This is a genomic window from Streptomyces sp. UG1 (genome assembly GCF_049974585.1).
Classification (GTDB): Bacteria; Actinomycetota; Actinomycetes; order Streptomycetales; family Streptomycetaceae; genus Streptomyces.
This window is the reverse complement of record NZ_JBNGGG010000006.1, coordinates 242,012-260,227: the sequence shown is the minus strand read 5'-3', so window position 1 is coordinate 260,227 and position 18,216 is coordinate 242,012. Positions and strand designations below refer to the sequence as shown.

The following is an 18,216-nucleotide window of genomic DNA, read 5'->3' as shown; positions in this document are numbered from 1 at the left end:
CAACGCGAGTGCTACCGCGGCTCCCGCACCACCGCCGTCTCCCCCGCCGCGACGCTGACCGAGCCCGGTACGGGCTTGCCGCTCAGCAGTTCCGTGGCGTCCGGGGCGACCGCGACATGGGCGGGCCGGTCGCTGTGGTTGATCAGGAAGAGGTAGTCGGCCTCCGCACCGCGCCGCAGGACCGCCTCGACGCCCCGCGGAGTGCTGCGCACCGGCTCCACCCCCGCCTCCTTGCGGATACGGCCCAGCAGCTCGGCCAGCGTCCGCGGATCCGGCAGCGTGGCCAGGTACCAGGCCGCGCCGGTGCCGAGGGCATGACGCGTCACCGCCGGTACACCGGTCAGCGGCCCGGTCGTGTACGACGCGACCGGCTCGGCGCCGGACAGGCGCACCCGCTCCGACCACAGCGTCCCCGTGCCGCCGCCGCTCAGGCCCACCGACTCGCCCGGCAGCAGCGGGAACAGCTCGTCCGTCCGCACCCCGAGCGCCTCCCGGAACGCCCCCGGGTAACCGCCCAGCCGGACATGGCAGTTCTCGTCCACCGCCCCGCTGTGGAAGCCCACCGCCAGGGTGCCGCCGTCCGACGCGAAGGACGCCAGGTTCGCCGCGCCCGCGTCGTCCACCAGGTAGAGCGAGGGAGCCAACACCACCCGGTAGCCCGACAGATCCGCGTCCGGCCGTACGAAGTCCACCGCGACGCCCGACCGCCACAGCGGCTCGTACCAGGCGCGGACCAGGTCCTGGAAGCGCAGCTCGCCGCTCGGCTGGGAGGGCAGTTCCATCGCCCAGCGGGAGTTCCAGTCCCAGACGATGGCGACCTCGGCCGTGCCGACGCTCCCGCGCACCTCCGCGAGAGCCTTCAGATCCGCGCCCAGTCGGACCACGTCACGCCAGATCTGGCTGTCCGTGCCCGCGTGCGGCAGCATTGCCGAGTGCCACTGTTCGGCCCCCGCCTTGGCCGCGCGCCACTGGAAGTACGCGATGCCGTCCGCGCCGCGCGCCACATGGGCGAGGGCGTTGCGCCGCAACTCCCCCGGTCCCTTCGCCCGGTTCACCGGCTGCCAGTTCACCGCGCCGGTCGAGTGCTCCATCAGCAGCCACGGCCCACCCGCCAGCGAACGCACCAGATCGCCGCTCAGCGCGATGTCGATCTCGGACTCGGGGTCGGCCGACTGCAGATAGTGGTCGTTGGAGACGACGTCCAGCTTCGGGGCCCAGCGCCAGTAGTCCAGCGCGTCGAAGTTGTACATCACCATGAAGTTGGTGGTGGCGGGGACGCTCGGGGCCGCCTCCAGCAGGACCTCGCGCTCCGCCTCGTACAGCGACAGCAGCTCGTCGCTGCAGAAGCGGCGCCAGTCCAGTTGGTGGGTGGGGTTCGGGACGGCGCCGGTGGGGCGGGGCGGGAGGATCTCGTCCCAGTCGTAGTACCACTGGCTCCAGAAGCGGGTGCCCCAGGCGTCGTTCAGGGCGGCCAGGTCGTCCGCGTACCGCGCCCGCAGCCAGCGCCGGAAGGCCGCCGCGCTCTCGTCGCAGTAGCACTCGGCGTTGTGGCAGCCGTACTCGTTGTGGACGTGCCACATCGCCACCGCCGGATGGTCCGCGTACCGCCGGGCGATCTCCCCCGCCATCCGCAGGGCCGCCGCACGGTACGCCGGGCTGCTCGGACAGAACGTCTGACGGCTGCCGTACGACAGCCCCCGGCCGCCCTTGTCCACGGGCAGTGCCTCGGGGCGGGCCTTGAAGAACCACGCCGGGGGCGCCGCCGTCGGGGTCGCGAGGTCGGCCGCGATGCCGTGGGCGTGCAGCAGGTCGAGGACCCGGTCCAGGAGGGTGAAGTCGTACCGGCCCTCGCTCGGCTCCAGCAGCGCCCAGGAGAAGATGCCGACGCTGACCATGGTCACCCCGGCCTCGCGCATCAGGCGCATGTCCTCGGCCCAGACCTCCTCGGGCCACTGCTCGGGGTTGTAGTCGCCGCCGTAGGCGATGCCGGGGACGGACAGTTCGCGCTTCATCGTGCGGCTCCGCCGAGGAGTCGGCGGGTGGTCGCCACACCCCACTCGTCGAGGGACAGCAGGCGGTCGCTGGAGGCCATCAGGCCGCCGGTCGCCTCGACGTGCGCGGCCCAGCGCTCACGCGTCTCCACCGCCGGGCGGGCCATCAGGCAGTCGGGGTCGTTGGTCCAGAGCCGGCCGTGCTGCCACTGGCGGCCGACGCCCGTGAACTCGGCGGGATCCTGGCCGGGTTGGCTGTAGTCGTCGGCCTCGGGGCGGCGGTGCGGGGCCGTGTCGGGGCTGACCCGCATCGCGTCGAACAGGCCGATGGAGGGCAGCAGGGGCGCCCCGCAGCCCAGCAGGTAGGCGTCCGCGCCGATCGCCTCGCGGATCAGCCGCACCCCGGAGCGGTACGCCGTCAGCGCGTCCACCGGCTCGTGCCGTACGCCGTCCAGCGCGCCCGCGTACAGGAAGTCGACCTTGAAGTAGTCGTAGCCCTCGGCGCGCAGCGTCCGGAAGACCTCCGTCAGATACGCCGCCGCCCCGGGGTGCGTGGTGTCCAGGACGTACAGGTCGTGGCCCCAGTTGCGGCCGGCGTGCGTGAAACCGCCGTCCGCGTCCCGGACCAGCCACTCGGGGTGCTCGGCGGCCAGGTCGCTCGCCGGGTCGACCAGGAAGGGGGCGGTCCAGATGCCGGCGCGGCGGCCCCTCGCCCTGATCGCGTCGGCGATGCCCGCGCGGGAGCGGAAGCGGCCGGAGAGCGTGAGCCAGTCGCCGAGGGCCTTCTGGTAGCCGTCGTCGATCTGGACGACGTCGATGGGCAGGTCGAGGGTGTCCATCGCACGGAGGTTCTCGTGGATGTCGTCCTCGGTGACGGCGGTGAAGTACTCGTACCAGGAGCACCAGACGGTGGGCGCCGGGCGCGGGGCCTCGCCCCCGAGGGCGGCGGCCCAGTCCGCCAGCACGGTCTGGATGTCCGGGCCCGTCCACTCCTTCACCGGGCCGTCGGCGCTCACCCGCGCCGTGTCGCCGTCGACGGCCAGGCGGATCGACGGCACCGCGCGCGTCGGCTCGGCAGCCGCCCACAGCCGGACCGGTGAGCCGTCCCCGGGGTCCAGGGCCAGCAGCCCCTCGCCCTGGAAGGCGCCGTCGGGCACGGTGACGCCAGGCCGGTAGCAGACCGTCGCCCAGTTGTCGTTCGTCGGGCGGTACGGCTTGTCGCCGAGGGCGTAGGCGCCGCTGGGGCTCCAGGACTGCCAGCCCTCCTCGTGGACGCGGGCGTTGGCCACGTCCACGGGCACGGCGGCGACGGGGGTGAAGGGGTGGTGCACGGGTGTCTCTTTCACGAAAGGGGCCGTCAGCCCTTGTTTGCGCCCAGCGTCAGGCCGCTGACGAACTGCCGCTGGAGCACGAAGTACACGATGAGCGTGGGGATCGCGGTGAGCAGGGCGCCGGCGGCGACCAGGTTGGGGTCGGTGAAGTACGCGCCGGAGAGGTTGTTCAGCGCCGAGGTGATCGGCATGTTCTCGCCGGTCGAGATCAGCACCAGGGCCCAGAAGAAGTCGTTGTAGATCCAGATGGACAGCAGCGTCGCCAGGGCCGCCATCGCCGGCTTGCACAGCGGCAGCACGATCTGCCAGTACTGCCGCCACACCGAGGCGCCGTCCACCAGCGCGGCCTCGGTCAGCTCGTGCGGCAGCGTGCGCATGTAGTTGCTCAGCACAAAGGCACAGAAGCCGGACTGGAAGGCGACGTGGATCAGCACCAGGCCGAGCGCGGAGTCGTAGAGCTTGCCGCTCATGGTGATGCCCGGCAGGTCGATCAGCAGGTACAGCCGGTACAGCGGGGTGATGATGACCTGCTGCGGCAGCAGGTTGCCCGCGGTGAAGACCAGCAGCAGCGCGAGGTTGAGGCGGAAGTCGAAGCGGCTGACGTAGAACGCGACCATCGAGGACAAGAACAGCGTCAACAGCACCGCCGGCACGGCGATGATCATCGTGTTGACGAAGTAGTGGCTCATGTCCGACTGCGTGAACGCGTTGGTGAAGTTGTCGAAGCTCAGCGTGTCCGGCCAGGACACGTATCCCTTCTCGCTCGTCTCGCTGTACGGGCGCAGCGCCGAGTAGATCGCCCAGGCCAGCGGCGCGATCCAGGCCAGCGCCGCGCCGACGAGGAAGAGGTGCAGCAGGATCCGGGCGGGGCGGACGGGCGTACGGGCCTTGGTCATGGCGGTGGTGCTCATGCGCGCCGCTCCTTCCGGAAGGTGGCCACCAGGTAGGGGATGATCACGACGAGGGAGATCAGCAGCAGGACCACCGCGATCGCGGAGCCGTATCCGATGCGGCTGGACTCGCCGATGATGTTGTTGGTGACCAGGATCGACAGCAACTCCGTGCCCTGGGCGCCCTTGTTGAAGACGAAGACCAGGTCGAAGGCGCGCAGGGCCTCGATGATGGTGACGACCAGGACGACGGTGTTGGTCGGGCGCAGGGTGGGGAAGATGACGTTCTTGAACGTCTGCCACTCATTGGCCCCGTCGAGCGCGGAGGCCTCCCGCAGCGAGGGGTCGACGCCCTTCAGGCCGGCCAGGTACAGGATCATCATGTAGCCGGTGTGCCGCCAGGACGCGGCGACGAGGATCGCCCAGAGGTTGAGGTCCGGGTCGCCGATCCAGTCGATGTACTTGCCCGGTTCGTTGGCCCCGATGAGGCTGTTGATCAGGCCGGTGTCGGGGTTGTAGATGAGCTGCCAGACGAAGCCGATGACCGCCATCGACAGCACGACGGGCAGGAAGAACGCCGTCTGGTACACCCTGCTGAAGCGGATCTTCTTGTCGAGCTGCACGGCCAGGAACAGGCCGAGCGGCGTCGGGATCACGATCAGGACGACGAACCAGATGACGTTGTGCTGGAGGGCGGGCCAGAACTGCGGGTTGTCGTTGAAGAGCTGCTTGAAGTTGTCCAGCCCGACCCATTTGATGGCGTCGAAGCCGATGCCGTCCCAGGTGGTGAAGGCCAGCGCGATCGAGGCGAGGGCCGTCACCCAGACGAGGGCGATGTGCAGGATGGTCGGCAGGCCCGCCATCAGACCGAGCGCGAGCCGGTCACGGCGGGTCAGCAGGCGGCGGTGCCCCTGGGGCACCTTGTCGGCGGGGGCAGCGCCCGGAGGCGGCTCGGTGGCCGCCTCCCGGGTCTCCTTGGTGGTCTGTGTGGTCATGGAAATCAGCCGGTTCAGCCGGACGCGAAGATCGTCTTCTTCTGGCGTTCGATCGAGGACAGCACGCTGTCGACGCCCTTGGGGTCACGGATGAACTTCTGCAGCGCGGGCTGCATCACCGTGGAGGTGAAGTCCGGGCGGCTGTCGCGGTCCATGAACTGGGTGAGGGACTTGGCGCCGGCGATCATGTCGTACGCCTTCTTCTGCAGGGGGGTGTACGACGAGGTGTCGGCGCCGGTGGCGGCGTGGACCACGCTCGGGTCGGACTTGAGGTAGATGTCCTCGGCCTCGGTGGTGCCGAGGTACTCAAGGAGCTTGACGGCCTCGGCCTTGTTCTTCGGGCTCTTGCTCATCATGAAGCCGTCGGTGGGCGCCTCGACGGTGTCCTGGCCGTACGCCGGGTCGATCTCCGGGAAGGCGAAGAAGTCGAGGTCCTCCAGCGCGGCCTTGTCGGTGAACTGCTGGGCCACGAAGGTGCCGAGGAGATACATGCCGGCCTTCTTGGAGGCCAGCGTCTGGGCCGCGTCCTGCCAGGTGCGGCCCATCGAGCCCTCCTGGTGGTACGGGAGGATCTCGGTCCACAGGTCGAAGACCTTGCGCACCTTGGCGTCGGTCCAGGAGGCCTTGCCCGCCATCAGCTCGACGTGGAAGTCGTAGCCGTTCTGGCGGAAGTTGATCTGGTCGAAGGTGCCGAGCGCGGGCCAGGCGTCCTTGTCCCCGAAGGCGATCGGGACGATGCCGTCCTTCTTCATCTGCTTGCACAGGGCGACGAAGTCGTCCCAGTTGGCGGGGACTTCGTACCCCTTCTCTTCAAAGACGCTCTTCCGGTAGAAGATCGCCCACGGGTAGGAGTACAGCGGCACGAAGTAGTACTTGCCGTCCTCGCCCTTGCTCAGCTTGTGCATCGCCTCGGGGAAGTTGCCCCCGATGGTCTTCCACACGTCGTCGATCGGCGTGGCCAGCCCCTTGGCCGCGAAGAACTGCATCCGGTAGCCGGCGAACCAGGTGAACACGTCGTCCGGCGTGCCCTGGAGGTAGGAGTTGATCTGCTCCTGGAAGGTGTTGGAGTCCTTGGTGTTCACGTCGACCGTGATGCCGGACTTCTTCTTGTAGGCCGCGTAGATGTCGGCGAACGCCTTCTTCGGCACGGCGTCGGACGCCTTGGAGCCGAGGGTGACGGTCTTCGGGTCGCTCGCGGTGCCGCTGCCGCCGCAGGCGCTCAGCAGCGGGATGCCGGCGCCGAGTACGGCGGCGCCACCTATGCCGCGCAGCATCGTGCGGCGGCTGGGTGAGGGCAGTGAGAGACCGGAGGGGGAGAAGTGCTGCATCTACGGCTCCTGGTGGCAGGGTTCGATCGTGAGGGTGGACGCGTCGAAGTCCGTCGTAACCGATCAGAAATCAACTTGACCGAACACGGTGGCGCAATAACAGCGGTATGTCAGGTCATGCGTCAAGAGATGACGAACGCCGTTTCGGAAACGTGACCGATATCTCGAACCCCATGGTCACCGCGTTGATGATCGAATCCGGGAACGTTCACGGCGCTGCCGGGCCCCGGCCGCGACGCGCACAGTCGCCTGACCTGCTATCGCACGACCACGGTCCTGGTCTCGCTCACCTGATCGACCTCCGACGTCCGCACGGTCACCTTCATCTCCCACTTGCCGGCGATGGGCAGATTGAGGAAGCCGTTGCCCCAGTAGCCGCCCTTGTCGGTGAGCTCGGCGTCGATGGGGCCGATGTCCTTGGCCGGAAGCGTGAAGGAGATCCGCAGCTCCGGGACGATCGACACACCGCCGTCGGGCCCGTAGACGAGGGCCTCGATCGAGTTGTCGCCGACCCGTCCAGGATCGATGGTGATCTGCACCTTGCCCTGGCCGCCGGGGGTGCCGACGTCGAAGGGCACGTTGGTGACGGAGGCGCCGACGACCGCGGGCGTCCCGGCCGCCGCCTCGGCTTCCGCCCGGCCGGGGAGCGTGCTGGTGAGCAGCGTGGTGATCGCCAGGACCGCCGCGCCGACGGCGACCTCGGCCAGGACGGAGCGGCGCAGGGCGCGGCGGTGCGGATCGGTGGGCGGCGGTACGTCGGCCTGCGGCGACTTGGGCGGTGGCGGTACGTCGGCCTGCGGCGACTTGGGCGGTGGCGGTACGTCGGCCTGCGGCGACTTGGGCGGTGGCGGCCCTCCGACCGTCTCCGGCGGCTCGGGCAGCGGCGGCGACCCGCCGACCGCCTGCGACACCTTCTCCCGTACGACCGCTTCCGCCTCCACCTTCGCCACCGCGCCCGCCGCCTCCGCGATTTCCGTCTCCGCGACTTCCGCCTCCGTGCCCTTCGCCGGCGCGCCCTCCGCCTCCGCCGCCACGTCGGCCGTGGCCAGCCGGGCCGTCCAGCGCCGGGAGAGGGCCGCCGCCGCGAGGAGCAGCACGACCGCGGCCAGCTTGAGGGTCAGGAGCCTGCCGTACGTCGTGCCGGTGAGCGCGTCCCAGGAGTCGAGGCCGCGCCAGGACTGGTAGACGCCGGTGACGACCAGGACGGTCACCGATGCGAAGGCGAGGCGCGAGAAGCGGGTGACCGCGGCCGGTGTCAGGTGGGCGCGGTACAGCGTGCCGAGCAGGGCCGTGAGGCCGCCCAGCCAGACCGCCGTGGCCAGCAGGTGCAGCGCCGAGGACAGCATCGCGACCGGCACCTGGATACCGGCGGAGGCGTGCTCACCGGCGGCCCAGGTCACCGCGAGGCCGACGGCGAGGGCGGCGCCCGCCCACCCGAGGGGCCTGCGGCTCCTGACCAGCCGTACGAGATACCCGGCGGCCACCGCCAGCAGGCCCAGCCGGGCCACCAGCACCAGCCCCGTCCGGCTGCCCAGCGTGCGGGGGAGGGAGTCGGCGCTCAGGGCCCCCAGCGGACCTTCGCCGGTCTCGTACGGGGCGCGCAGCACCAGCAGCGCGAGAGTGGCCCCCACCAGGGTCCACCAGGACGTCCTCAGCAGCCTGTGCAGGAAGGGGGCGTCGGGCGGACGGCAGACCGCCATGAACGTCGCCGTGCCGATGAGCAGGGCGACGGCGAGGTAGGCCAGATAGCGGGCGAGGTTGTAGAGGCTCTTGGTCGCCGGGTCCTCGGTGGGGCCGGTGTCGACGGTCGCCTTGGTGAGGGAGGGTTTGCCGACGGAGAAGGTGAAGGCACCGGAGACCGGGTGGCTGTCGGCCGACACCACCCGCCAGGCGACGGTGTACGTCCCCTGGTCCAGCTTCGCGGGCAACGTCACCCGGGCGGTGTCGCTGCCGTCCGGGGCGTGCTCCGGTTCGCCCGTGCGAAGCCGGCGCCCGTCCGGATCAAGGATGCGGAAGGAGTCGTCGAGCAGAGCGACGGACTCCGAGAAGGTCAGGGTGATGTCACGGGGCGCCGACTTGAGGACGGCTCCGTCCTCGGGGTCGGCGGCACGGAGGGTGGCATGGGCGGACGCCGGTCCCGTGCCGCCGAGGAGGAACAGGACCAGCAGGGGGCCCAGCAGCACCAGCCGTTGAAGTCGTCGCCGGTCGTTAACCCGGCGCGCCGGTCGTCGTCGGTCATCGCACCCCACGTGTGTCACATCTCCGTCGTCGGACTTGAGGCCTCGGGGGTAGGTACGGACGGGAAGGCCGCCGCGCTCACGGCCGGGGGCTCCGCCCCAGACCCACAGAACAGCAGCACCGCCCCGGCATGCCCGATCAGCCTCTTCCTGTCAGCCACCACCGACGGTTGGCGGACTACGGCTCCAGAGCCTTGGTGTCCCACACCAGCCGGAAGCGGGGGCACCTCTCGGTACCGCCGTCCCAGTCGGCGCCGACCACGACGGTGTCCAGGTCCTCGTCCGTGGAGTACTCGGTGGGGATCAGGTACACCCGATCCCCCTGGAAAGTACCGGCACCGGCCTCCCGCCCGTTGACGGTGATCCGCCACCGGATCGCACGGTCCTCGCAGCCCGCCGGGGCGTACGCGATCAGCGCGCCCGACACGTCGTCGATGTGACGGAAGTGGGGCACGGAGAACCGGCGCCGGACGCTCAGGGTGCTCTCGAGGCTGTCGCGCACCCGCCAGGTGAAGGTGTAGCGCTCGTTGTCGGTGAGACCGGCGCCCACGTGACGGTAGCTGTACTCGGTGTCCGGGGCGGGGCCTGCCGTGTGGACGAGTTTGACGTTCGTCGTGGCCAGCATCTGGAAGATCACTCCGCCCAACGCCACCGGGACAACCAGCATGACGCACAGGAGAACAACACACCCCAAAGCCTGCCGAAGCCCAGACTCTTCCGGCTTCGTCGGCTCCTTGCGGGCCCTCTCGTCCTTGTCCATGCTCCAAGCTAGGCCCGACACGTCGGGAGCCCTCCCGTATCGCCGCCAGGGCTCGCTCACCTGCCCGTCTCGAACCAGAGCAGCTTTCCGGCGCGACGGTCCAAGACGCCGTCGCCCAGGGACACACCGCCCCAGAAGTCGGCGTATTCCTGTACGAGGCGCAGGCCGCGACCACCGTCCGCGTCCGGCAGGGCAAGCGGGACGTGGTCGTGGGGCGGACGCCCGAAGGGTGCGGGAATGCAGGGGTGAGTGTCCCAGACCCCTACGCGCAGACGCCCGTCGGCGAGGGCGGTCAGGCGGAGTGATGCGGGGCCGCTCGTGTGCCGGTAGGTGTTGGTGACCAGTTCGGAGGTCAACAGCTCGACAGCGTCGCGGACTTCATGCCTGTCGTGGCTGTCCAGCACGGACCGTACGGTCATACGTGCGACGCGTGCGGCGCGGGGGTCGTGGGGCAGACGGAGGGCGTACGCCCAGGTGTCCGACAGGGATACGGTGCGCATGAACGACTCCTACGGTGGAGGGACTTGGTTGGCTCGACATCCCGGTCGGGCGGTGGCAGTGCCGCGTGGGCAGGGGGCGCGGTGCGCTTCCGGCTTGTCGGCCGGGGGAGTTGAGCGGCTTGGGTTCCACCGTAGGCCCAATTACTGAAGGTTTTGCTCCATTCTGCAAAGCCTTCAGTAACCCCCTTCGTATGGGCGACCACTACGTCAGGTGTACGAAACGGAGTGAGGGCATGGCACCGAGGCCCTTCCCCACGGCCCGCCGCCTCCGCATCGGCGTGGAACTGCGTCGGCTACGGGATCGCGCCGGCATGACCGCCGCCGAGGCCGCCAGGTCCCTGGGTACGACCCAGGCCCAGATCAGCAACATCGAGGCAAACCGCTTCGGCATCAGCGCGGACCGCGTGCACACGCTCGCCCGGATCTACGGCTGCACGGACCGGCCCCTGGTCGATGCCCTCGCCGCCATGGCAGCGGACCGTACGCGTGGCTGGTGGGAGGAGTACCGCGACACCCTGCCGGCCCGTCTCCTCGACCTGGCCGAGCTGGAACACCACGCCACGGCCCTGCGCGTGACCCAGGTCATCAACATCCCCGGCCTGCTCCAGACACCGGAACATGCCCGCGCACTGTTCCGCGAAGCGGTTCCGGCCCTGCGCCCGCACGAGATCGAATACCGCGTCTCTCACCGCATCAAGCGTCAGGCCATCCTCTACCGTGAGCAGCCTCCGCCGTACACAGCGATCGTCCACGAGGCCGCCCTGCGCATGCAGTTCGGCGGTCGCGAAGTGGCCAGGACCCAGTTGCACCACCTCACCGAGATGAGTGAGCACCCCGCCGTCAGCCTGCGCGTGATCCCCTTCGACGGCACCTCATTCCCCACGACCGGCCACGCCATCGACTACTTCCACGGCCCGGTGCCCACCCTCGACACTGTCGAGGTGGACACCGCACACGGCAGCGAACTCGTCGATGCTGCTGGACGATTGGAGTTGTACCGGCTCGTCCTGGACCGTATGGAGGCCGTCGCCCTGAAACCCGCCCCCTCTCTCGACCTCGTCCACCGCATCGCCCAAGAAACCTGAGAGACGAACCGTGACCGAACCGACCTGGCAGAAGTCGACCTACAGCGAACAAGGTTCCGCCTGCGTCGAGATAGCCACGACCTCCACCACCATCCGCATCCGCGACTCCAAGAACTCCACGGGCCCCCGCCTCACCCTCCAGCTCACCACCTGGGCGGACTTCGTGTCGTACGCGGCGAAGGAAGGGCGCCGAGAACGAAAGCCCCGGTAATCCGCATGCAAGTTCCCGCACGTTCCTGGCCTGTCCCCCCTCATAGCTGCACCCCCTTCGTGGCCCCTCTTGGTCATGCATTGGTCACGTGACCAGACATCAGTCAGCCCATCTCAGAGGGCATCTCCCCGTGACTCACGCCCACCGCTCTATGCGACTTCGTGACTAGACGGAGGGCCGCCCTTGTAGCTCGGGTACAACGGTCCGTAACTTGCTCATGACTGGAAGGGGTCTCAGTGGACGGACTGAGGGTCATCGCTGGTGGGCCGTGCCGGAGCGGCGAAGATGACAAGTGCGGGAATGGGGACTGTCCGACCGTGTACGCCACGCCGGAGCCCGGCGTGCTGGCCGTCCAGGGCTACGACATGGCCCACCCGACGCCGGACGGCGAATCGGTCGTACTGATCCCGGAGGACATCCTGAAGGAGGCGGCACGTGCCCGAGGTTGGCTCTGAACCCGTGTACTTGGACGGCGACGAATGGAAGGCGTACTTCCGCAACTTCAAGCGCTCCGCGTTCCGGCTCGAAGTGCACCAGACGTACACGATGCCCGGCGAGGCTGAGACCTTCCGCGCTTTCCTGGCCGGAGAGCCGATTCCAGAGGACTTCAATGGGTCCTGGCACCAGACCATCCGGGATCACGCGACGGCGGGACGGACAATGACCCGCGCCAAGATCGTTCATCGGCCGCTCACGCCGTACAGCCGCTATCTGTTCGCGTGGGCCATCCCCGGAAATGTCGCAGCCGGGGAGGACTACCAAATCGTCGATGTGACCGAAAGGCCAAATCCCGGACTGCCGGAACAGGACTTCTGGATGTTCGACGAGACGACTGTCGTGCACCTCAACTACCGCCCCGACGGAACGCAGATCAATCGAGAGTTGATCAAGGACCCGGAAATCGAAAAGTATCTCGCCTGGCGGGATCTCGCTCTGGAAAGAGCCGTACCGTTCAGTGCCTATCGAACCTGAATCGCAAGGACGGGACCGGAAGGACCTGGCGGAGACTCTACGGAGTCTCCGCCACGCTTCCGGACTCAGCGGTGAACGTCTGGCACTCCGCTGCAACATGAGCCAGACGAAGATCAGCCGCATTGAAACCGGCAGGACACTCCCGTCGGTCATTGACGTTGAGCGCATCCTCAAGGCACTTGCGGTCCCTGACGAAGTTGCCGATGAGCTTCTCAGCCTGGCGCGGCGCCAACGTCGACTATGCGTCTTGGCGTGCCTACGCACGCGTTGGCCTTCACCACAAGCAGGCCGAGCTGAAGGCCCTTGAGTCTTCCTCGCACATGATGCGGCACTTTCTTCCAGCGATTCCCACCGGGCTCTTGCATGTCCGCGAGTACGCCATCGAGACGCTGTCCCCCACCCTGGCCGGCGACCCGTCCAGGGATGTGGCACGGGCGGTTCAGGCCCGCATGGACCGACAGGCCATCTTGGACGACAGGTCACGCTCTTTCTGGTTCCTTATGACCGAGCAGGCTGTCAGATGGCAGCGTGCGAGTACCGGGGCCATGGCTGCGCAGTGTACGCACATGGCGGAGGTCAACGGGAAACCGAACGTCGAAATCGGCATAGTCCCGCAGGGTGTACGCGCGCCCGGCACCCCTATGAATATCTTTGTAGTCTACGACGAGCGCCTTGTGACCGTCGAACTGTTCTCCGGAGAAGTCGTGTTGCGCGACCCCAGAGACATAGATCAGCATCTGAACCTGTTCAATCTGTTCTGGTCGAACGCACTCACCGGGGATGACGCTTCCGCCTTCCTGGATGAAGTCGCAAACGGGTTTATGCGGCAACGTAACTAGCGCTCCACAAGCTCCGCTTGAGGCGCGATGATAAATCCATGGAGAGCGAACAGCGCGATTCAATTCCCCGAACCTCTTCCACGAACTTGGATTACCCGACAGAGCAGCCACGCGAGCCATCGGCAATTCCAAGCTGTTCTACATGCTTGAGCTATTCGGTAGCCAGAGAGAACGCGCGTTCCAGGCAAGACTACAGCGCCGTATCCGACGCCAACGTACGAATGCGCCAGCACAACGCAGAGGCACACGCGCCGTGAGCGATGCAAAGGATCCCGGGCTTTTCACCGACCGTCCCCTGCTGACTATGCGCGTCTCTCGTGACTCCGGGCGGACGTGGGGGCCTGAGCGGACCGCGTTCACGACGGATCACCTTCCGCCCCTGATCGCGGCCGAATGGCCTCCATGTCAGTGCCGACGCTGCACTGGGCGCGGTATGGGCTCCGGTCGCTGAGGCTTCCGCCTCTCCTCCCATGAACTCCCGGCCGCCATGGGCGGCGGCGGTCAGCCACGGCCGCGATCAGTTGAGCAGGAAGGTGCAGTGATGCTGGACGGAAGTGACCTGTACGCGCTCGACATCAGCGGGGCCTCGTTCGTGAAGGCGTGCGGCGGACCTTGCACCGAGGGGTGCGTGACCCTGGCCCGGATCGGCGACGACGCCTGGGCCCTCGGTGACAGCAAGCGGCCTGACGCACAGCCGCTGCGCTTCACAACGGCGGAACTGGACGCGGCCGGCATCAACCCGGCCCGGTTCGGCGTGCCCGTCTGACCCCTCCCCCCTCCGGTCGGCCCCACCCCTGCCATCCCCAAGGAGTGGGGCCGACCGGCCTTCCCTTCACCTCCCCACACCCCGAACGGGAACGACTCGTGCACCATCACGGCTATTTGTGGACCGGGGCGAAAGAGCGCTTCGATCAGGAGGCCCTACGGCGGCCCCCGCACCCTGCGCCGCCCCCGACCGGAAGCAGGCCGGAACTGATCCAGCGCTACCGGGAAGTGGCAACGGAGTTCCCGACCGTTGATCTGCCACCGCTGGAAACCGCGTACTGGCTCATCAAGCCGCGTTCACTGGTGCGCGGCACGTGGGACGAGGCGAAGGAAGCAGCCGTCTGGCTCGGGGAGAGGCTGGCCGAGTACGCGCACCGGTTCACCTGCGCGTACGACCGTGACGCCGCCCGGCTGACCAGTCTGGTCGACCATGCCTCTGAACGACTCTCTACTGGGGCCGACGTGTCGCACGGCTTCTACCTCGAACGCCCCGCGTACCTGTCACTGGCTGTGGTGACCTGCTCCCCGAACCGCTCGATGCCCACCCTGTCGTGTCCCCTCGGGTGACGCCGCGCCAGTGGCCCGAGGTCAGTCCTCGCGGATGCTGAGCAGGTCGCCGGGCTGGCAGTTCAGTTCGCGGCAGATCGCGGTGAGGGTGGAGAAGCGGATCGCCTTCGCCCGGTCGTTCTTCAGAACGGAGAGGTTGACCACCGTCACCCCGACCCTGGCTGCCAGTTCGGACAGGGTCATGCCGCGCTCGGCCAGCAGCCGGTCCAGGTGGACTTGAACCCGGTGTTCCTCCTCCGGTGGCATCAGACCAGCCCCTCGGTGTCGGCGCGCAGCTTCGTACCGCGCCGGAAGACCTCACCCAGGGCCAGGATGAGGAAGGCGAGCAGGACGTACTCGCCGGTGAAGGTGGCCGAGAAGGGGATCTGGTCGGCCGTGGGGGTGCCGCTCACCAGTGCCTCCGTGGTGAGCGCCGACAACACCGGAGAGAGGACGGCCTGCACCAGCACCGTGAGCCCGATGACGCTCAGGCGCCGGGCGTTCATAGGTACGAAGACATCGCCGCCGCGCAGGGTCCTGGCCATCTGAAGCAGGAGGGCCAGGATGAGGAGCAGAAGCAGGCTTCCGATGATCTCCGGCAGGGCGAGCAACAGGCGCTGCCCCACGGCGGGCTCGGCGAAGACGAGGCCGGCCTGGTGGGTGCCGACGAGGGTCATGCCGTGGCCTGCCACCGCGCCCGTGACGCTGCCCGGTACCCGGGTCGTGGTCTCGGCCTCGACCTCACGGGTGTCCATCGGATCGATGAGGCCGGCCACGCCGAGGGCCGGGATCAGCACCCCGAAGACGCCGACCAGCAGAGCAGCCAGGCCCAGAGCGGCCTCCAGCAGCCGGTTGTCGGTCCGGCTCCACCAGGACTTCGTACCCACGGGTCCCCCCTGCCATTCGCAGCACACTTATCGCTTATCGATACTATCGATAAGCGATAAGTGTCGGTCAAGCCCCCTCCCGTTCAAGGAACGCGAGTTGGGCCTTCTTCTCCGGAACGTGCACGTCCGGCAGGTCCACCTCCGGCAGTACGACCACCGGCCCGGCCCTAAAGCCCTGCCTGAGGAAGCGGGCTATGGCCTTCTCGTTGCGCACGTCCGGGTCGACGACCACGCGTCGGCGGCCCAGGGTCCGAAAGACGTACGACGTGACGACCGTCACCAGCGCCGAGGTCCAGCCGCGCCGCCCGCCCCCGGGGCCGGCGGGGGCCAGCAGCAGGTGGACGCCGATGTCGCCGGGGAGGACGTCGTAGACCTCGCTGACGCGGTCCGCCTCCGGCTCGTACGTCTGGAGGAGCGCGACCGGGTCGGCGTCCCGCAGGACCAGGAAGGCATGGTGGGTGTCGAGGGTGGCCATGTGGGCGTAGATCTCGGACACCTGGTCCCGCGTCAGGCCGTTCATGCCCCAGAACAAGGCCCGTTCCTGGCTGACCCAGCCGTGAACGACCTCGGCGTCGGCCCGCGGGTCGAGGGCGCGGATCCGGACCGTGCCGAAGCCGTCGACGACCTCCTCGTGGACGGGTTCGCGGACCGTGGTGGCCGGGACCGGGGCGGGCTGCTCAGACATCGGATTCCTTCTCCAGCTCGGTGAAATCGGTGACGACCGGGGCCAGTTCTCCCCCGAGCCACAGGGGGAGCTGGTCGCGGTGGTGAGGTGAGCCGGGGATGCCGGAGGCGCCCAGCGGGACCACCCAGAGGCTGGCCTCGCGGTCCGCCAGGTCCCAGACGTAGCGGGCGGAGGGGCCGCGCGCACTCAGGTCGGTCAGGCCCGGGACGGCCGAGGTGGACAGCACGCAGTCGTGGTCGCCGGAGAGGCCGGGTTCGTCGTACGCCGTGCCGGCCAGCGCCCGCCAGGGAGCGAGGCGGTGGGTGTCGCCCCAGGTGCCGTGCCGTGGCCCGGCGGACCGCTCGGCGGCCACCTCCTCGACCGCCGCGCGCACCGTCCCGGCGCGGTCGATGCCGTACAACTCCTCGGCGCGCAGCAGGTGTTCCAGGGCGAAGCCGATGCGCGGGAGCAGGGCCAGCCAGGGGAGCAGGACCTCGGGGTAGGCGGGCGGGGCGGACAGCGCGGCGAAGGCCGGGTGCGCCGCGAGTCGGCGTACGACCGCGCCGCGCACCGCCGAGTACACGGCGGCGGCCTCGCTGTCCGCGTCCATACGGCGGTCCCAGTCCAGGAGGGTCCGGCGGACGCGGGCCGCCTCGGGGGTGCGGGTGTCCAGGGAGCGCAGCAGGTCCAGGAGGGGGGCCGCGGAGGCCAGGTGGGTGTCCATGTGGATCGCCGGCATGTCGGCGGCCGACCAGTGGGCCTTCTCCGCCAGCAGGGCCGTGATGCGGTCGGCGCGATGCGGCGGGGCGAACTCGACGCCGAGCGGGGCGGCGACACCGCGCTGGTTGGCCATGGCGGCCACGCCGTCGGTGAGCCCGCCGCGGGGCGTCTCGTGCCAGCCGCGCCAGTCGTGGCCCGGCTCCCAGGCGGGCACCGGCCGGATGCCGTTGGCCGCGGAGCGCACCGGCACCTTTCCTGCGACCCGGTGCAGCAGGCCGCCCTCGGTGTCGGCGGCCTGGACGACGTTGACGGGCTCGGCCCAGAGCTCCACGGCACGGTCGACGTCGGCCACGCTGCGGGCGCGCAGGAGGGGCAGGAGGGCACTGAAGCCGAGGTCGGCGGTGACGCGGGGCGGGTAGCGGAGGGCCACGGCAAGGGGGAGCTCCTCGAAGGAACCTTCCTGCGGAACATGCGGGACATTCGGAACATGCGGAACGTGCAGATCGGCGACGCCATCGGGCAGCCCCTCCGGCCCCCCGATGATCACCGGCCCCCGCTCCGTCTCGATCACCTCGACCTCGACCGGCTCCTCCCCCGCGATCTCCACCACCTCGGTGTGCCGTACGGCCCGCCGCCAGACCCCGTCCGGGCCCAGCGCCTCCACACCCGCCCCGGTGCGCCGCAGCCGCTCCCGGTACAGGTCCTGGTAGTCGGCCATGGCGTTGGTGATGGCCCAGGCGACCGTGCCGGTGTGGCCGAAGTGGGCGATGCCGGGGATGCCCGGGACGGCGAGGCCGACGACGTCGAACTCGGGGCAGGAGAGGTGGATCTGCTGGTAGACGCCGGGCTCTTCGATGAAGCGGTGCGGGTCGCCGGCGATGACCGCCTGCCCGGTGACCGTCCGCTCGCCGCTCACCAGCCAGCCGTTGCTGCCGGAGGTGCCCGGCCCGTCGGCGGCGAACAGCCCGACCGCGTCGGCGCCGAGATGCCGTACGACCTGCTCACGCCAGAGCTTGGCCGGGAATCCCGCGAACAGGATGTGGATGCCGAGCCAGACGCCGAACGGGGTCCAGGGCTCCCAAGGGCCGGGAGTGAGTCCGGTCCTCGCGAATTCCGGCGTGCGCTGAGCACCCTCACCCAGGCCCTCGTTGACCCCGTCGACGTACGCCCGTATCCACCCGGCCGTCTCCGGGTCCCGTCTCTCCAGCTCGGCGAAGCAGCGTCTGGCCGTGTCGTCGAGGCGGGCACGTCTGACGAACCGGTCCCAGGGCAGGGCGTCGGCGCCGAGGAAGGACGCGGAGGTGCCCTGGGACCGGTGCCGCTCCACCTCCAGTTGCCAGGCCCGGTCGAGGGCGGTGACACGGCCCTGGACGCGGGCGAGTTCACGCACCCCGTCCGCGCGGAGATGCGGTATGCCCCAGGCATCGCGGAAGATCTCGCCGGTCACCTGTGTCCCTTCTTTGCTTTAGGTTAGGCTTCCCTAAGTTATTACTGG

20 protein-coding genes are annotated in these 18,216 nt (G+C 69.1%); 8 read left to right on the top strand and 12 right to left on the bottom strand.

The window, feature by feature from the left end:
* Window positions 1-11: 11 nt before the first annotated feature.
* From ACP4J3_RS09500 to ACP4J3_RS09465, 8 genes are all read right to left on the bottom strand, one after another.
* Entirely contained in the window at window positions 12-2,012 is a 2,001-nt protein-coding gene (locus ACP4J3_RS09500; protein WP_426532382.1) for a beta-galactosidase, read from the bottom strand.
* Window positions 2,009-3,322 (bottom strand): glycoside hydrolase family 36 protein, encoded by a 1,314-nt coding sequence (locus ACP4J3_RS09495; protein ID WP_426532414.1) that lies wholly within the window; start codon window positions 3,320-3,322, stop codon window positions 2,009-2,011. Before ACP4J3_RS09495 ends, ACP4J3_RS09500 begins: the two co-directional genes overlap by 4 nt.
* Before the next feature lie 26 nt (window positions 3,323-3,348).
* Complete coding sequence (locus tag ACP4J3_RS09490) at window positions 3,349-4,233, bottom strand: carbohydrate ABC transporter permease (protein WP_426532380.1); 885 nt, start codon at window positions 4,231-4,233, stop codon at window positions 3,349-3,351.
* Complete coding sequence (locus ACP4J3_RS09485) at window positions 4,230-5,207, bottom strand: carbohydrate ABC transporter permease (protein WP_426532378.1); 978 nt, start codon at window positions 5,205-5,207, stop codon at window positions 4,230-4,232. The genes ACP4J3_RS09490 and ACP4J3_RS09485 overlap by 4 nt, the downstream gene beginning before the upstream one ends.
* A gap of 14 nt (window positions 5,208-5,221) precedes the next feature.
* Window positions 5,222-6,535, bottom strand: coding sequence for an ABC transporter substrate-binding protein (locus tag ACP4J3_RS09480; RefSeq protein ID WP_426532376.1), 1,314 nt, complete (start codon window positions 6,533-6,535; stop codon window positions 5,222-5,224).
* A 257-nt stretch (window positions 6,536-6,792) separates the two neighbouring features.
* Window positions 6,793-8,718 carry a copper resistance protein CopC gene (locus ACP4J3_RS09475; RefSeq protein ID WP_426532374.1) on the bottom strand — a complete coding sequence of 642 codons (1,926 nt, stop codon included), beginning with the start codon at window positions 8,716-8,718 and terminating at the stop codon, window positions 6,793-6,795.
* A gap of 232 nt (window positions 8,719-8,950) precedes the next feature.
* The gene (locus ACP4J3_RS09470; RefSeq protein WP_426532372.1) at window positions 8,951-9,439 is read right to left on the bottom strand and encodes a hypothetical protein; all 489 of its coding nucleotides are present in this window, start codon (window positions 9,437-9,439) and stop codon (window positions 8,951-8,953) included.
* A gap of 149 nt (window positions 9,440-9,588) precedes the next feature.
* Window positions 9,589-10,032, bottom strand: coding sequence for an ATP-binding protein (locus ACP4J3_RS09465; RefSeq protein WP_426532370.1), 444 nt, complete (start codon window positions 10,030-10,032; stop codon window positions 9,589-9,591).
* A gap of 233 nt (window positions 10,033-10,265) precedes the next feature.
* On the opposite strand from ACP4J3_RS09465, the gene ACP4J3_RS09460 reads away from it, so the two are divergent.
* The 8 genes from ACP4J3_RS09460 (at window position 10,266) to ACP4J3_RS09425 (ending at window position 14,471) form a co-directional block, all read left to right on the top strand.
* Window positions 10,266-11,117, top strand: coding sequence for a helix-turn-helix domain-containing protein (locus ACP4J3_RS09460; RefSeq protein WP_426532368.1), 852 nt, complete (start codon window positions 10,266-10,268; stop codon window positions 11,115-11,117).
* A gap of 10 nt (window positions 11,118-11,127) precedes the next feature.
* Window positions 11,128-11,328, top strand: a complete 201-nt coding sequence (locus ACP4J3_RS09455) for a DUF397 domain-containing protein (RefSeq protein ID WP_426532366.1) — start codon at window positions 11,128-11,130, stop codon at window positions 11,326-11,328.
* Window positions 11,329-11,645: 317 nt separating this feature from the next.
* Window positions 11,646-11,783 (top strand): hypothetical protein, encoded by a 138-nt coding sequence (locus tag ACP4J3_RS09450; RefSeq protein WP_426532364.1) that lies wholly within the window; start codon window positions 11,646-11,648, stop codon window positions 11,781-11,783.
* The gene (locus tag ACP4J3_RS09445; RefSeq protein ID WP_426532363.1) at window positions 11,764-12,300 is read left to right on the top strand and encodes a DUF6879 family protein; all 537 of its coding nucleotides are present in this window, start codon (window positions 11,764-11,766) and stop codon (window positions 12,298-12,300) included. The genes ACP4J3_RS09450 and ACP4J3_RS09445 overlap by 20 nt, the downstream gene beginning before the upstream one ends.
* Window positions 12,284-12,607 (top strand): helix-turn-helix domain-containing protein, encoded by a 324-nt coding sequence (locus ACP4J3_RS09440; protein WP_426532361.1) that lies wholly within the window; start codon window positions 12,284-12,286, stop codon window positions 12,605-12,607. The genes ACP4J3_RS09445 and ACP4J3_RS09440 overlap by 17 nt, the downstream gene beginning before the upstream one ends.
* Entirely contained in the window at window positions 12,504-13,139 is a 636-nt protein-coding gene (locus ACP4J3_RS09435; protein ID WP_426532359.1) for a DUF5753 domain-containing protein, read from the top strand. The genes ACP4J3_RS09440 and ACP4J3_RS09435 overlap by 104 nt, the downstream gene beginning before the upstream one ends.
* Window positions 13,140-13,680: 541 nt before the next feature.
* A complete protein-coding gene (locus ACP4J3_RS09430) occupies window positions 13,681-13,905 on the top strand; it encodes a DUF397 domain-containing protein (protein ID WP_426532357.1) in 225 nt (74 codons plus the stop codon).
* Window positions 13,906-14,003: 98 nt separating this feature from the next.
* On the top strand, window positions 14,004-14,471 hold the full coding sequence (locus ACP4J3_RS09425) for a hypothetical protein (protein WP_426532355.1): 468 nt from the start codon (window positions 14,004-14,006) through the stop codon (window positions 14,469-14,471).
* A gap of 21 nt (window positions 14,472-14,492) precedes the next feature.
* Here ACP4J3_RS09425 and ACP4J3_RS09420 read toward each other — a convergent pair whose 3' ends face one another.
* From ACP4J3_RS09420 to ACP4J3_RS09405, 4 genes are all read right to left on the bottom strand, one after another.
* Window positions 14,493-14,717 (bottom strand): helix-turn-helix domain-containing protein, encoded by a 225-nt coding sequence (locus tag ACP4J3_RS09420; protein ID WP_426532353.1) that lies wholly within the window; start codon window positions 14,715-14,717, stop codon window positions 14,493-14,495.
* Entirely contained in the window at window positions 14,717-15,337 is a 621-nt protein-coding gene (locus ACP4J3_RS09415; RefSeq protein WP_426532351.1) for a DUF2975 domain-containing protein, read from the bottom strand. The genes ACP4J3_RS09420 and ACP4J3_RS09415 overlap by 1 nt, the downstream gene beginning before the upstream one ends.
* Window positions 15,338-15,404: 67 nt before the next feature.
* Window positions 15,405-16,022, bottom strand: a complete 618-nt coding sequence (locus ACP4J3_RS09410) for a GNAT family N-acetyltransferase (protein WP_426532349.1) — start codon at window positions 16,020-16,022, stop codon at window positions 15,405-15,407.
* A complete protein-coding gene (locus tag ACP4J3_RS09405; RefSeq protein ID WP_426532347.1) occupies window positions 16,015-18,168 on the bottom strand; it encodes a penicillin acylase family protein in 2,154 nt (717 codons plus the stop codon). Before ACP4J3_RS09405 ends, ACP4J3_RS09410 begins: the two co-directional genes overlap by 8 nt.
* Between the last annotated feature and the right edge of the window lie 48 nt (window positions 18,169-18,216).

Excerpts from the sequence above, each read along its gene's own strand:
- ACP4J3_RS09500 (WP_426532382.1), bottom strand. The coding sequence starts at position 2,012 with ATGAAGCGCGAACTGTCCGTCCCCGGCATCGCCTACGGCGGCGACTAC.
- ACP4J3_RS09490 (WP_426532380.1), bottom strand. The coding sequence starts at position 4,233 with ATGAGCACCACCGCCATGACCAAGGCCCGTACGCCCGTCCGCCCCGCC.
- ACP4J3_RS09485 (WP_426532378.1), bottom strand. The coding sequence starts at position 5,207 with ATGACCACACAGACCACCAAGGAGACCCGGGAGGCGGCCACCGAGCCG.
- ACP4J3_RS09480 (WP_426532376.1), bottom strand. The coding sequence starts at position 6,535 with ATGCAGCACTTCTCCCCCTCCGGTCTCTCACTGCCCTCACCCAGCCGC.
- ACP4J3_RS09470 (WP_426532372.1), bottom strand. The coding sequence starts at position 9,439 with ATGCTGGTTGTCCCGGTGGCGTTGGGCGGAGTGATCTTCCAGATGCTG.
- ACP4J3_RS09465 (WP_426532370.1), bottom strand. The coding sequence starts at position 10,032 with ATGCGCACCGTATCCCTGTCGGACACCTGGGCGTACGCCCTCCGTCTG.
- ACP4J3_RS09460 (WP_426532368.1), top strand. The coding sequence starts at position 10,266 with ATGGCACCGAGGCCCTTCCCCACGGCCCGCCGCCTCCGCATCGGCGTG.
- ACP4J3_RS09435 (WP_426532359.1), top strand. The coding sequence starts at position 12,504 with ATGAGCTTCTCAGCCTGGCGCGGCGCCAACGTCGACTATGCGTCTTGG.
- ACP4J3_RS09430 (WP_426532357.1), top strand. The coding sequence starts at position 13,681 with ATGCTGGACGGAAGTGACCTGTACGCGCTCGACATCAGCGGGGCCTCG.
- ACP4J3_RS09420 (WP_426532353.1), bottom strand. The coding sequence starts at position 14,717 with ATGCCACCGGAGGAGGAACACCGGGTTCAAGTCCACCTGGACCGGCTG.
- ACP4J3_RS09410 (WP_426532349.1), bottom strand. The coding sequence starts at position 16,022 with ATGTCTGAGCAGCCCGCCCCGGTCCCGGCCACCACGGTCCGCGAACCC.